Origin of the sequence: Haloferula chungangensis (genome assembly GCF_042664875.1) — a bacterium.
GTDB lineage: Bacteria > Verrucomicrobiota > Verrucomicrobiia > Verrucomicrobiales > Akkermansiaceae > Haloferula > Haloferula chungangensis.
In genome coordinates, this window is sequence record NZ_JBHTBS010000012.1 from 119,053 (window position 1) to 131,913 (window position 12,861).

At 58.0% G+C, this 12,861-nt stretch carries 9 protein-coding genes and 1 CRISPR repeat array (1 of these 10 only partly in view); of the genes, 1 reads left to right on the forward strand and 8 read right to left on the reverse strand.

The genetic code is table 11. The annotated features are described in order from the left end of the window. Positions 1-1,899: direct repeats of the CRISPR family, unit length 33 nt; unit sequence GTTTCAATCCGCGCCCCCCGTGAAGGGGGCGAT; it begins 1,133 nt to the left of the window's first position. 211 nt (positions 1,900-2,110) lie between these two features. The 4 genes from cas2 to cas4 all read right to left on the reverse strand — a co-directional run bounded on the left by cas2 (position 2,111) and on the right by cas4 (position 4,710). Further along, on the reverse strand, positions 2,111-2,401 hold the full coding sequence (cas2, locus tag ACFQY0_RS18175) for a CRISPR-associated endonuclease Cas2 (protein ID WP_379715335.1): 291 nt from the start codon (positions 2,399-2,401) through the stop codon (positions 2,111-2,113). A gap of 2 nt (positions 2,402-2,403) precedes the next feature. Then, positions 2,404-3,444 (reverse strand): type I-C CRISPR-associated endonuclease Cas1c, encoded by a 1,041-nt coding sequence (gene cas1c / locus ACFQY0_RS18180; protein ID WP_379715338.1) that lies wholly within the window; start codon positions 3,442-3,444, stop codon positions 2,404-2,406. A gap of 79 nt (positions 3,445-3,523) precedes the next feature. Further along, positions 3,524-4,063: a four helix bundle protein gene (locus tag ACFQY0_RS18185; RefSeq protein WP_379715341.1), complete on the reverse strand. Its 540-nt coding sequence runs from the start codon at positions 4,061-4,063 to the stop codon at positions 3,524-3,526. Between the two features lie 11 nt (positions 4,064-4,074). Next, a complete protein-coding gene (gene cas4, locus ACFQY0_RS18190; RefSeq protein ID WP_379715344.1) occupies positions 4,075-4,710 on the reverse strand; it encodes a CRISPR-associated protein Cas4 in 636 nt (211 codons plus the stop codon). Positions 4,711-4,754: 44 nt separating this feature from the next. Here cas4 and ACFQY0_RS18195 point away from each other — a divergent pair, with 44 nt between their 5' ends. Continuing rightward, entirely contained in the window at positions 4,755-4,892 is a 138-nt protein-coding gene (locus tag ACFQY0_RS18195; RefSeq protein ID WP_379715347.1) for a hypothetical protein, read from the forward strand. Between the two features lie 625 nt (positions 4,893-5,517). On the opposite strand, the gene cas7c is transcribed toward ACFQY0_RS18195, so the two are convergent. From cas7c to ACFQY0_RS18215, 4 genes are all read right to left on the reverse strand, one after another. Continuing rightward, complete coding sequence (cas7c, locus tag ACFQY0_RS18200; RefSeq protein WP_379715350.1) at positions 5,518-6,369, reverse strand: type I-C CRISPR-associated protein Cas7/Csd2; 852 nt, start codon at positions 6,367-6,369, stop codon at positions 5,518-5,520. 37 nt (positions 6,370-6,406) lie between these two features. After that, complete coding sequence (gene cas8c / locus ACFQY0_RS18205; protein ID WP_379715353.1) at positions 6,407-8,188, reverse strand: type I-C CRISPR-associated protein Cas8c/Csd1; 1,782 nt, start codon at positions 8,186-8,188, stop codon at positions 6,407-6,409. Positions 8,189-8,233: 45 nt separating this feature from the next. After that, the gene (gene cas5c / locus ACFQY0_RS18210) at positions 8,234-8,944 is read right to left on the reverse strand and encodes a type I-C CRISPR-associated protein Cas5c (RefSeq protein ID WP_379715357.1); all 711 of its coding nucleotides are present in this window, start codon (positions 8,942-8,944) and stop codon (positions 8,234-8,236) included. Positions 8,945-9,321: 377 nt separating this feature from the next. Beyond that, positions 9,322-11,706 (reverse strand): CRISPR-associated endonuclease Cas3'', encoded by a 2,385-nt coding sequence (locus ACFQY0_RS18215; RefSeq protein ID WP_379715360.1) that lies wholly within the window; start codon positions 11,704-11,706, stop codon positions 9,322-9,324. Positions 11,707-12,861 lie beyond the last annotated feature (1,155 nt).

Below are 12,861 nucleotides of genomic sequence, written 5' to 3' on the forward strand. Positions count from 1 at the left end.
AAGTTTCAATCCGCGCCCCCCGTGAAGGGGGCGATTAGCGGCCCGACTTCGCATCCTTGACGTTCATCGGTTTCAATCCGCGCCCCCCGTGAAGGGGGCGATTCTCTGTATGCCATACCAGCCGAGCGAGCCAATGTTTCAATCCGCGCCCCCCGTGAAGGGGGCGATCGTCGTTCGTGAGGTCATAGTTGATAGAGTCGATGTTTCAATCCGCGCCCCCCGTGAAGGGGGCGATCGGAGAAGCTGGGCAAGCTGAGGTTTGCCCGCATGTTTCAATCCGCGCCCCCCGTGAAGGGGGCGATCACCCCAGAAACCGAACAAGCCGAAGCGACGAGTTTCAATCCGCGCCCCCCGTGAAGGGGGCGATGTCCGTGCGATCACGCGAGCGCATGAGCAGCACGTTTCAATCCGCGCCCCCCGTGAAGGGGGCGATTTCGCTGGGAGGCCCGCTGGGACGCAGCCGAAACGTTTCAATCCGCGCCCCCCGTGAAGGGGGCGATGATATCAACTCCGCTTTCGATGGCGTGAGTCGCGTTTCAATCCGCGCCCCCCGTGAAGGGGGCGATAGTCGTAGAGGTCGAGGCCGAGATGATGCCACGCGTTTCAATCCGCGCCCCCCGTGAAGGGGGCGATTGGCGGCGATGGCGGATGCGTTGGTAAAACGGAGTTTCAATCCGCGCCCCCCGTGAAGGGGGCGATCGTCTCCCTTCGTTCTTTGGCAAACTCTGGGAGGGTTTCAATCCGCGCCCCCCGTGAAGGGGGCGATTCGGCGGAAAATGCCTCGCGTGCTCCCGCTGAGTCGTTTCAATCCGCGCCCCCCGTGAAGGGGGCGATTTGGCGATGGAGCTTAATGGGGCCACGCAATACGGTTTCAATCCGCGCCCCCCGTGAAGGGGGCGATGCGCCGATCCAATGCTGAGGTGGTAACCGCAAATGTTTCAATCCGCGCCCCCCGTGAAGGGGGCGATCCAAAAAAAAGGATAACTCATCATGGAGGACATCGTTTCAATCCGCGCCCCCCGTGAAGGGGGCGATCACCAGGTCACCGCATCCTCAACCTCGATCATCGTTTCAATCCGCGCCCCCCGTGAAGGGGGCGATGATCCTCAATCCTGGCACCCGCGAGTTCGAGATGTTTCAATCCGCGCCCCCCGTGAAGGGGGCGATTCGGCGGTCGCCTGCGCGAGGTCATCGCCGAGCTGTTTCAATCCGCGCCCCCCGTGAAGGGGGCGATCTGACGCATTCCGTCCAGGGGACCAGGTCACGCTGTTTCAATCCGCGCCCCCCGTGAAGGGGGCGATATGTCCAGATCGAGGAATACGGCCGCGAGGTCGAGTTTCAATCCGCGCCCCCCGTGAAGGGGGCGATTAGTTCGGGCGCGATCTCGTATTCGAAGAACTCGTTTCAATCCGCGCCCCCCGTGAAGGGGGCGATCATCTGCCCGACACCCAAATCGGACGTGGTTGGTTTCAATCCGCGCCCCCCGTGAAGGGGGCGATCGCCCAAAAGGCCCGCCTCAGCATCCTGGCCAAAGTTTCAATCCGCGCCCCCCGTGAAGGGGGCGATCTTCACTCTCGAAATTCTTGCCTTTGAACATGTCGTTTCAATCCGCGCCCCCCGTGAAGGGGGCGATGGGCCGATATCGAGCGGATGAGCAAGGGATGCGGGTTTCAATCCGCGCCCCCCGTGAAGGGGGCGATCGAAGTCAGCATCATCGATCCCTTCCAACTCGGGGTTTCAATCCGCGCCCCCCGTGAAGGGGGCGATGACCCCGACCCCGGCAGATGACGAGTTCCTGGCGTTTCAATCCGCGCCCCCCGTGAAGGGGGCGATCCGCGAGTGGCGACAGCGCCGCGAGCGGATCGAGTTTCAATCCGCGCCCCCCGTGAAGGGGGCGATGGCGGAAGCTAAAACATGTTGATAGCCAAAGCCAAGCAAAGACGATTCCGCGAACCCCGTTATCTTAAACGGTCGGGCGGAGTCCTGTTATCCTTAGTGGTTGTCAAAGAGCGGTGACTGTAGGGCTTCCGGCTTCCGCGGACCTTCTAGCAATGCTATGAGCGCTTGGGGTTCGCGGAGCGATTCTTCTACAGCCATTAACGGGCGTCTATCAGACGATGAGGGGCCCGTCGATATCGTAACCGTCGTTCGCACCGTGGTGCTCGACCCGGCGATGCCAATTCGCACCGAGATTGTAGAATCGCAGGCTGTCCGTTTCCTTTTCGATGATATCGAGCAGTCGGCTTTTGAAAGCAACGAGTTGAGCGGGATCGACCTTGCATTCGAAGACCGAGTTCTGAACTCGTTGACCATAGTCTTCACAGGCTTTGGCCACGTGCCGAAGACGTCTCTTTCCGGCGGGCGTGGTCGTTGAGACATCGTAGGTGACGAGAACATACATGGCTACTTGATGAGAAAGGCGGGATAGCTGTCGTGGTCGCCGCGAAGGTGGCGGGCTAGCAAGCGGGCTTGGAGATGAGGGAGGAGACCGATGGTGGTGGTTTCATCGAGAAAGGGGTGGCGGATCTCGGCCTGCTTCCGTTCCTGCCAGGCGGTGAGCACAGTCTTGCGGGAGTCGTCTTTGAGAAAAACAGCACCGTTTTCCTTGAAGTCGAAGTCCTTGGGGCCGAGCTGGCGGCGGTTGATGAGGGAGAGGGCGGTGCGGTCGGCGAGAAAGGCGCGGAATTCCTCCATCAAATCGAGAGCGAGCGATGGCCGACCGGGCCGGTCGCGGTGGAGAAAGCCACATTGGGCATCGAGACCACAGCTCTCCAGCGCGCTGCGGCAGTCGTGCATCAGAAGGCTGTAGAGATAGGATAGCAAGGCATTGAGCGGATCGAGCGGAGGGCGTCGGGAGCGGCCCTTGAGGGTGAAGTCCTCGTCGCCGCGGGTGATCAGGCAGGGAAAGGCGGCGAAGTAATTAGCTGCGGCGTCGCCCTCGATCCCGCGCAGCGAATCCAGGCTGGTGGCGAGGGTGGCGAGCTGGATGCGGAGCTTGAGGAAATCAGCGGCCTCATGAAGCCGGGTGGCGACTTCCGAGTCTCTTTCGCCGTGGTCGCGGACGGCGCGCATCAGGATATTGCGGGAATTAGCGATTTTGGCGGCGACCATATTCGCCGCGATGGATAGAGCGGCGGGTTCGTGGTCGGCCCTCCGGTACTGCTCGCGTCGGAGAAGGATGTTGCCGGAGGTGAAGCCGTTGGCGGCGGCGAGAAACTTGCCATGCGGAGTGTGGAAACTCAGGCTGGTGTTACTTTCCGCGCAGGCCGCCATCAGCGAGGCTGAGGCAGACGTATCCCAGCCAAAGCAAGCGATGCCATCGAGATTGTGAAGCGGGACACGGAGTTTGGTTTCGCCCTCGTGCCGGATCTCGACTGCGGCTCCATCCTTGCGCAGGTAAGCGCCTTCAAGGGTGACATATAAGGTATTCAGGTGGCGTTTCATGGGGGCTTGAGATTCGAGATTCGAGATTTGAGATACGGAGCTCGGGGATCTGAGATCTTAAATTTGAAATCTGAAATGCTCAGAGCGGGCCGTTGCGACGGTGCCACTCGAGGCGGGCGGGGTGGTTTGGCGGGAGCTTGGAGATCATCTCTCTTTCGAGATCCGCGAAGGCTTCAGCACCCTGCTTGGAAGCTTGGGCTTTGTCCCAATTCTCTTTCGATTGTTGATTGAGGTGGCGTTGGCCTTTGATGTCGGAGTTTTGAAGCGAGTCGGCCCAAGCTCGGAGTTGGCGAGAGCAGGACTCAGCGAGGGGTTTCAAATTTGAGATCTGCGATTTGAAATCTCTCAGCGCAGGGCGGCGCTCAAAGTAGCAGAGCATCGAGCGGACCTCCCCTGCCGAGCCGCGGGCGATGTAGAGAAAGGCCAGAAGCTCGTTGGTGGTGTCTCGTTCGAACCCTTCGGCAATGTTGTTAGATACGGAGAGCGAACAGCGGTCGAGTTGATCGCGTTTCGAGAAGGTGATCTTGTCCTTTGCGGCGATGAGGAAATCTTCGCAGCCTTCTACGAGCTGGATGGCTGCTTGCCAGACGGGTAGATCTTCGAAGCGTTCGTAGGTCATGAGGTTTTTTGTTAGAGGTTGGTAATTTGAGATTGGAGCTGGGCGGTGAACCAAGCAGCGGCTCCACGTTTCAGGCGCAGTGATTTCGGTTGGCAAATGTCGATCAAGGAGCAGGCGTCACAGCGCCGGGCGAGATACTCGGCGCTGGGGGTGAAACCTTTGTTGAAGCACTCACGAATTAACTTGGTGGTCTCGAAAACGAGTTCCCGCAGCATCGGGTCGAAGGGGATTTCCTTTCTCCTACGGTTCTTGCCGTAGTAGAGACTGCCACTGGGGACCTCGACCTGAAGCATTTCCTCCAGGCACAGGGCTTGGGCGCAGAGTTGGACCTCGTCGGCACGATGCGCCTTCGGTCGACCGCGTTTGTATTCTACTGGCGTCACCTTCCCTCCGGCAAGGAACTCGACCACATCGCATTGCCCGGTAAGGCCGATTTCGAGCGAACGCACCGGCATCCCGCGAGTGATGCGGATGCCCGGGCGGGATTCGTCGGGGCCGTCGTGGGCACGCTCGTGCATCACCCGGCCTTCGGCGGTAAATTGGTTCTCCGACCAAGCCTGCTCGACGTGGATCAAAGCGCACTGACGCGGACAATACAGCCAGTGCTGGAGCGCAGAGATCGGGATGAGCTGGTCTTCGGGGAACATGGGCTTCAGTTTGACTGCATGCGTTTTCGTGGGAAAATGCATGCATGACTCAGGTCACGACCAGACAGGTTGAGGATGAGTGGGTCGCGAAGGCAAAGGCCAAAGCTGCCGAGCGTGGCGTGTCGATGAATACGGTGCTGGTGGAAGCGCTCCGAACTGGTCTGGGTGTGAACGGGACATAGCGCAGCAACGGTCTGGGAGAATTCTCCGGAGATTCAGCGGAGTTGTTTGACGAGGGCTTTGACGAAGCCATGAGAGCATGCTCTGAAGTGAATCCTCTCGATTGATCGTCTCCGCTTCTTCATCAACGAACCCGTGGTCCGGGTGTCGCCAGTCGATGAAGGGACGAGCAGGCGTAATGCGGTGCTGAAGGACTATCTTGGGGCGGCGCGCCGGATAATTCCGGAGAATGACATCTGGTTCGGCAGTCTTGCCGTGCAGCATGACCTGACGGTACCGACAAGCGACCGGTATTTCGAGCGGCTTCCTCAGGTAAAGGTACTGTGGCCGGAGTAATGAGTTCATGAATGCGGAGAGGGCTTCGGTGAGCGCGAACCGGTGCTCGAAGTTGCTGCGTCCGAGGGGAATGAGGAAGCTGCCGAGACTGCGGCCAAGGTTGGTGAGGTTCTCGGCGGGGAGGCTGTTTGGGTGGGCGGTGAGAATGCCGTGGGCTAAGCAGTAGAAGTCGAACTTGCTGCCGGCGAAGCCGAGCGGTGCGATTGAGTCGCCGGACTCCTTGACGAGAACCCGTACCCGGGAAAATCCAGGCAGGGCTTCGTCGAGGTAATCGTGAGTGTCGGCCCCAGTTTAGATGCGTTCGATGATCTCGATGCCTTTGTCTTCGCAGTATTGGCGGAGTTCGTCGGGGATGGTGACTTCGTAGTCTGAGAAATCGCGTGGGACTTCGACGCCTTCCTTACGCGTCACGGTGACGCCTTCGAGCAACTTTGCGCTCGGAGCTTCGCCAAGTTGATTGGGGTGCTTGAAAACGACGAGGGCACGGGGATTCATGCTGCCTGCGGGGCGGGCAGCGGACTGGTCGAACTGGAAGGCCCTCTCAAGGGCGGTGAAGAAAAGTTTGAGGTCATCATCGGAAAATCCAGTCTGCTCAGCGAGGAAGGGGTTCACAAATCCCTGCGCTTTGTAGAGGCCGTAGGGGACGGTGAATTTGCGGCCCATGGTGCGCTCCTTTTCGATGTCCTTTTCATCGGTGACAGATGTGCGGGTGATAGCATGCTCGGAGGAGACGATGGGGTCGATGGAGCGAGCGAAGGAGAGTTGGACCGGGCCGCGGACCTGGCCGCAGTTGACCTTGGTGGACATGACGGCTCCGAAGGTGCGGACATCGTAGAAGTTCTGGCACATCCACTCGCGAGCCTTGTTGATCTCGGCGCGTTTCGCCTTCTTCGGGTCGCCGAGGTCGAGGGCCTTGTAGGCTTCCTCGTGCTGGTGGTTGTGGACGGCGAATTCCTTGAAGTAGATGTTCTGGTCGGTGGTTTGCTCGATGAAGTTGCGGATCTTGCGCTTGAGCATGACATCGGTGGCGAGGCCTTGGCCGGTTTCGGCGTCAAGTCGGGGGAGGTTGCCAGCGTCGGGATCACCGTTGGGGTTGGCGTCTTTGCAGTCGAAGAGGTAGAGGAAGTCGTATCGGTTGTTCATGGTTTGTTAGAGTGTTGGTGTTTTAAATTGTGGAAATTCAGGAGGCGTTTGAGTCAGAGGTGTCTTTCTTGGTGAAAAAGTCTTTGCGTTGGTGGTAGTAGCCGAGGGCAAAGATACCCTGGGATTTGAGGTTGAAGTTGGACGGAAAGCCGGTGGCCGGAATGCCGTCGAGGATCTCTTGGACGAGACGTTCCCGGTTGATTTTGTGACCTCCGGTGAGCTTGGCTAGATGATGCTGATAGGTGCGAAGGATCCGCGGATAGACGCTGGCGGGGGTGGCGGAGGCACTTGAATAGAATTTGTCGCGAAGGCCCGAATTGAGTTCGCCAAGGGCGTCGGTCTGGGTTTTCTCGAGGGCTGCGAAGAGTCGGCCTAGCAGGTAGGCAGGGTCGGTGTTTTCGGTGTCTAGCATGGTGGCGATGGTTTGATTGTGATTGCGGGTGAGAATGCCTTTGATGATGGCGGCTCGGAGGTAGTTAACTTCGCGGTCGGCCCGGATACGCCGGATGACGGCGGAGTAGAGAGCCTCCGGGTAAGCGGTGTTTTGCAGGATGGCACGCATGAGAGATCCGCCGAGGAGAGGCGAAATCTCGTCGCTGACGCGGGCTGTCTGGGCGAGGAGCTGCCAGTAAGCGGGGAACTCAGGGTCGGGGAGGCGCTTGCCTTTGGTTTCTTCCCACTCGCGAACGATGGCAATGTCGCGATGGTGGGCTCGAAGGTTCTCAATGAGTTCCTTGACGGTAGAGCGGTGGAAGAAGCGCACCGACAGACGTGCCGCGTTGGGAGCGAGACCGAGTAGAAAAAACTGGGTCTCGCTGGGATTTACATCGAGGTCATCATCGGGTTGGGAACCTGAGCGGAGCTGCTTGAGGAAGAGTTCGATTTTTGAACGTAGGTCTGGATCCTGAGCTTGGGTGGCGGCGTTGGACCCTTCGGTAGCGAAGATGCCGAAGGTATCCTCAACGATGGATTTCTTGTCGGTCCAGAAAACACAGGTGGTGTCTCCAATGCGGATCCGGTGTTTGGCAGATTGCTTGCCGCTTAGAAGTGCATTGAGAGCGGTGCCGTATTGGAATGCGGCTTTCTCGGAGACGGGTGCGTTGAAGGATTGGTCTTTTCCGTAGGATTCGTAGGCCGGGGCATTGAAAGAGACGAGGGAGGCTCCTGCGGATTGCGCTCCGGCAACAGATTTGATTTTGGGATGGAGTCGGGCGATGGGTTTCCCGCTGGCTCCGGTGATCAGGCATTGGCCAAGAGTGGAATCGGATGCGGGCTCCCGCATGTCCCACCAGTCGAGGATTTCCCGCTGTTCGTTGACGGGTTTGGATTCGCCCTGAATGGAGAACAAGCCGAAGCCGGTGGTCAGTTCGTCAATTTCAGGATGGGCGTCGACGTATTCGGCGGCTTTTTCAGGTGACCAGTTCTCGAGGAAGCGGCAAACGGAGGAGAAATGCGGGTGGGCGATTTCGTTTTCCAGTGCGAGGTGTCGCTCACGAAACGCTTCGAAGGATTGCTCAGTACGCTCAGGTTTAGGGTCATCCTTTTTGTAGCCGAGCATGTAGGTGGTGTTGTCCCACAGGAGGCCTGGATTGATGCCCGCACCTGGAGGCTTGGCTTCGCCGATGACAAGTTCGCGGGAGGAGCGGAGTTTGCCTTTGGCATCCTTGATCCGGGCATCTTGGATGGCGAACAGGGATCCGTCAGGCTTGAGGACGACGCGGAAGGAGATGTTTTGGGGGGAGTAGCCGGGTTTCGCGATCTCGTAGTCCGAATCGTCGGCGAGACGGGTATAGAGGTCACTGAGGGAATTGAGAATCATGGTGGAAATTGGAAAAGGCTGAACGGATGAATTCCGTCGCCACAGTTAGATTTTGAAGGGAAGGGCGGGGACGGTGATCCCGCCGTCTGTCATCTCTGCACGGAAGAAGTGGGGGATGGTGGATTTGACGGCCTTGGTTTTTGGGTTCTGATCGAACTCAATGTCGTGGAGCATGAAGCCGAGATCCTTCTCTCCTAGGAGCGATTCGTGGGGTTTGGGGACCTCGCTGTCGTCTTCATGGAGCTTGAAGGCGACGGGGAACTCTCTGCAGCCGAAGTAGGGTTGGTGGAAGGCCTGGCCTTTGCGCGCACGGCGCTTGAACATTTCGAGGTGCTTGCCGGCGGCTTGGTTGGCGGGAACTTTCTCGCCACCTCGATCTAGGCGGGTGTCGAGGATGTGGACGCTGGCGTGAATGAGGTAGCGGACGTCGCGAAGGAGGAGGGAAGCACGTTGTTGGCGCTCCTGATCGACGTAGATACCGAGGTTGTCGTTGCCTCCTTGATTGACGAGGGCTGCATTTGGACTGGATGCTTTCTTGCTGATCTCGTTGCGGCGTATGTTGGTGAAGCGAATAGGGTTGATGACAGTGATGCGGTCGATGATCCACCGAATCTGCGGCTTCCAATAGATGGCTTCGAGAATACCACGTGCGGCGGAAGGGGTGATGACGTCGTATGAGACGCGCTCGACCTTCATTTCGGGACGGGAGAACAGGGCGTAGTCGCCGGAGACTTCGAGGATGATTGGAGAGCTCATGGATTGAGGTTGGAGTGAAATTTGGAAAAAGACAATTCAATTAAGTAAAAATGCTTGAAGGTGTCGATCGGTGGGGTAGTCGTGGGCATCGACAGTTCAAGAAAGACCGAACGAACGGGAATTCTCGGATACCTTCCGCTTAACCAGCGTTTCGTCGCGCTTGTGTTTTTCGATTCCGTTTCGTCAAGTTTGACGGGTGCGGGACTGGGAGCATGGGTGTTATGTTTCTTCGCTGCCGGTATTTCAGCTGCGGCTGCGGTATCGGGGATTGTCTTGTCATTTCGTTCTTCGTCGGAGAACGCGGATTGAAATAATTATGTAAAGATGCTCATGGCAGAGGGCTTCCTTCCGATAAAGTTCGGAGGGAAGCCGCCTTTCTAGCAGATGAGGACACTAGTGTTTGAAGCTTCATCGGAGAGATTGAGTCCGAACTGGTCGGAGTAGTGGGTTTCGGGGCAGGTGAGGATGTGGAATTGGCCGTCGCGGCAGGATTCGAATTGGTCGTGGTTCTTGGTGAACTCGTTTTCGTAGATTTGAACCGTGTAGCGCTGAAGGGCGCGAAGGAGTTTGCGGTGCAGGGGGATGGATTCGTTACGTAGGTCTTTGCAGAGGGCCTTTGCCTCGTCGTTCCAGGGGATGATGACGGGGATCTGATTGTTCTCGATGAGGCGAAATTTGTCGGCGGCAGTGCGGTAGTTGAAGAGGAAGGGAAGTTCGGGAGAGCCGCCGAATTGAAAGTCGTCAAGGATGCCTTTGGTGTCCCATTGGTTCCGTTGCTGGTGGTAGTATTTGTTGAAGTAGCCTTGGACGGCTGCGGTGCCGAGTGGATCGTTCGCGTGAAGGTCGAGGAATTCGTGGCCGACGGCGGCGGTGTCCGCGAAGTAGCGTTCGGAGGCGATGTGTTCGGAGTGGAAGATGTGAACTTGCCCCTGGTTCAATTTGCCTTCCCGGTTGCAGCGTCCGGCAGCTTGGGCGATGGAGTCGAGCCCTGCCATGGAGCGGAAGACGAGCGGGAAATCGACATCGACGCCCGCTTCGATGAGCTGGGTGGAGATGAGGCGAACGGGGAGCTTGTCCTTGAGGCGTTGACGGACGGTAGCGAGCACCTTTAGGCGGTGCTGGGGGCACATGAGGGTGGAGAGATGGTGGTTTTCTCCGGGCGCGGCGGGCAGAAGTTCGAAGAGTTTTCTGGCGTGTGCGCGGGTGTTGACGATGCAAAGGGCTTGGGAAGCCGTGGCGATTTCGCCGGCGATGGTGGAGTCATCTAGCGAACCGCGATAAGTGACTTTCACGCGGTCGAGATCGGAGAAGAGTTTGCCGGTGTCCTGGATGATCTCTTTGGAGTCCGGGAAGCCGATGGGAAAGTCTTCAGATACTGCGACGGCGGGTTGGGTGGCGGTGCAGAGAACTGTGGTGGTGTGGTAGTTGGTGGAGAGTTCGCGGAGCACGCGCAGGCAGGGATCGAGGTATTGGATCGGGAGGCACTGGGCTTCGTCGAGGACGACGACCGAGTTGGCGATGTTGTGGAGTTTTCGGGATCGGGAGGTTTTTGCGGCGTAGAGAGATTCGTAGAATTGGACGGCGGTGGTGACGATGATGGGAGCGTCCCAGTTCTCGGCGGCGAGGCGTGAAGTCTCGGTTTGGTTGCTTTCGATTTCGGGCGAGAGATTCGAGTGATGCTCGATGATGATGTCTTCGACGAGTGGAGAGAGAAGTTCGCGGAAAACGGTGGCGTTCTGCTCGATGATGGATGTGAAGGGGATGACGTAGATGATCCGCCGTTTGTCATGTGCAAGGGCGTGGCGGAGAGCGAAGTTGAGGGAGGAGAGGGTTTTGCCGCCGCCGGTGGGAACGGTAAGGGTGAAGATTCCCGGCGAATGGGAGGCGGCATTGGTGCAATCGCTGACGACGGTTGCGCGAGCTCGGGCGACCTTGTCGGTTTGAGAGGGAGTTCCGAACGCAGTGATTTTTTCTTCGAGAAGGTCGAGTGCCCTTTTGAAGATTTCATTATCGGTCACAGGCCGGTCCTTGGCTTGTGATGGGTTCATGAAGGCCTCGGTAGCGAGGAAGTCAGCGTCGACGAGGCAGGAGAAGAGGAGGCGTTGAAAGAAGGATAGTGAGAAGTAGGAGGATTTACTATTGGGGAGATTGGTTAGAAAACCCGGCAGATCGGGCAGTTGGGTTTCTGTGAGTTCGGTTGGTGCTTGGACGTGGGAGATCTCGTCTCCGAATGTTTTGCGGAGACGGTTTTCGAGGGATGCGCCTTCGGCGCGAGCGTCGAGGAGTCCGGAATGATGACCAGCCATAGCCGTCGCGATGAGATGCCCGAGGGGCGAGATCGAGACGGCATGTTTCGCTCCTGCGGTCGTGTGATCTTCCTTTTTCTGAGGAGAACCGGAAGCCTCGGACTGATGAGTGTCGGCTTTGGAGGCGAGGTAAGATTGCCATTCGCAAGAGAACTTCCCCAGATCATGCCAAAGTCCGGCGAGGTAGCCCCATTGGCGGACGGAGTCACGAATCTCACCTTTTGGAAACATGTTTCCAGCAAATCTCGCGACGAGGTGGGCGACTTTGTTGAGGTGGCCGTGGCGGGGGTGGAGGGATTCGCAGTGGGGGCATGGATCGGCGTTAGTGCCGGAGCAGGCTTTCTCGGGGTCGGATGAATCAACTTCGCCGAACGGCGTCAACAGCGATTCCCACTCGGAAGGGGGTAGTGGGGTGCCGTCGGGCGAGGTCCTGGAATGTGCATAGAAGGGGGGCATCGCTTGGGAAGGATGAGGCGGGGGGTGGGTCAGGCGCGGGGTTAGGGGAAGATTTTCTCGCATAAATGCGAATTGTCTATGTGAACACTGATGAATGACATCCTGGCAAGCGTGGAGTTAACGAGAGTCGTCCGAGATGCCTTCGATACCCAGGGATCTGTTAGGTTCTTGGAACGATAGGCCCGTATCATGGCCGGGATCTGGATCGGAGAGAGGAACTCGGGGTAAGAGGCCGGAGGCCGGAGGCCGCTGCCGGTGGGGCCTTCTCAGATCGATCTAACGCTCTTTTTCTTAAGAGGAAACCCCAGCTCTCGTGCGCGGTTCAAGAAGGGACGGCTGTTTTCGTTGGAGCTGAGAGCCGGTTCCTGGTGAGAGGATCTGCGGATTCGTCACCTTCAGAAGCGGATTGAGCGTCCATGTAGCGGTTTGCGGTGGACGATCTGCCCCGGTGAGAAGTGCTCGCCCCCTCGTCTCTCCTTGAGTCAGACAGATGGGACCCGACCGAATTGGCCGGCCGACGGGGATTCTTAGTGGCAGGACTCCTTCTATTTTCGACTTCTATAGTAGGGCGACTGCGTCAGAGGGACGGCGAAAGGATAAGGGAATCGATCGTAAGGCGGAAAAGGCATGTCGAGGTCCCTGCTTAACAGGCTTTGGATTCAGGCGACCGCTTGTCTTGGGTTCTCCCTGGTAAGGGCAGCCCGGCGTCGACGCCTCTCGGTGCGAGATTGCTAATCAGGAAGAAGCACTTGATTGGGGTAATCTACCCCACCGGACGCCAATTATTGGCGCAGGATGATGCGGAACGGCCGGTTTCGGGCGGGGAATGCGCCTCGATCGGAGATTTTGGGGAGTCGTGGTGAAGAAAGGGGCCTCCAGAGGAGCGATTTTGAGCCCTGATTCCCGCCAAAATCGGTTTTTAACCCGATTGGTTTTGGAATCTTAAGTATTATTTGAGGCGATTTCGTGACCTCTGAGTCGAAATGGTCACTGATTTTCAATGGGCTACGACGAATATTCGTTTTTAATCAAAAAACGTCCCGAAAGGTATTGACGTAACGGGGTGAAAATGTAGTTTCCCCCCGCCGCGCCGAACAGCGCAGCGCGAGAGACGAGAGTCGATCGGAAGTCGGGAACGGACCCAAGGGTCACCCT

What these genes read in the sequence shown, in the direction of transcription:
- cas5c (WP_379715357.1), bottom strand. Translation starts at nt 8,944, where the DNA reads ATGAGCTCTCCAATCATCCTCGAAGTCTCCGGCGACTACGCCCTGTTC.
- cas7c (WP_379715350.1), bottom strand. Translation starts at nt 6,369, where the DNA reads ATGAACAACCGATACGACTTCCTCTACCTCTTCGACTGCAAAGACGCC.
- cas4 (WP_379715344.1), bottom strand. Translation starts at nt 4,710, where the DNA reads ATGTTCCCCGAAGACCAGCTCATCCCGATCTCTGCGCTCCAGCACTGG.
- cas1c (WP_379715338.1), bottom strand. Translation starts at nt 3,444, where the DNA reads ATGAAACGCCACCTGAATACCTTATATGTCACCCTTGAAGGCGCTTAC.
- ACFQY0_RS18215 (WP_379715360.1), bottom strand. Translation starts at nt 11,706, where the DNA reads ATGCCCCCCTTCTATGCACATTCCAGGACCTCGCCCGACGGCACCCCA.
- cas2 (WP_379715335.1), bottom strand. Translation starts at nt 2,401, where the DNA reads ATGTATGTTCTCGTCACCTACGATGTCTCAACGACCACGCCCGCCGGA.
- ACFQY0_RS18185 (WP_379715341.1), bottom strand. Translation starts at nt 4,063, where the DNA reads ATGACCTACGAACGCTTCGAAGATCTACCCGTCTGGCAAGCAGCCATC.
- cas8c (WP_379715353.1), bottom strand. Translation starts at nt 8,188, where the DNA reads ATGATTCTCAATTCCCTCAGTGACCTCTATACCCGTCTCGCCGACGAT.
- ACFQY0_RS18195 (WP_379715347.1), top strand. Translation starts at nt 4,755, where the DNA reads ATGACTCAGGTCACGACCAGACAGGTTGAGGATGAGTGGGTCGCGAAG.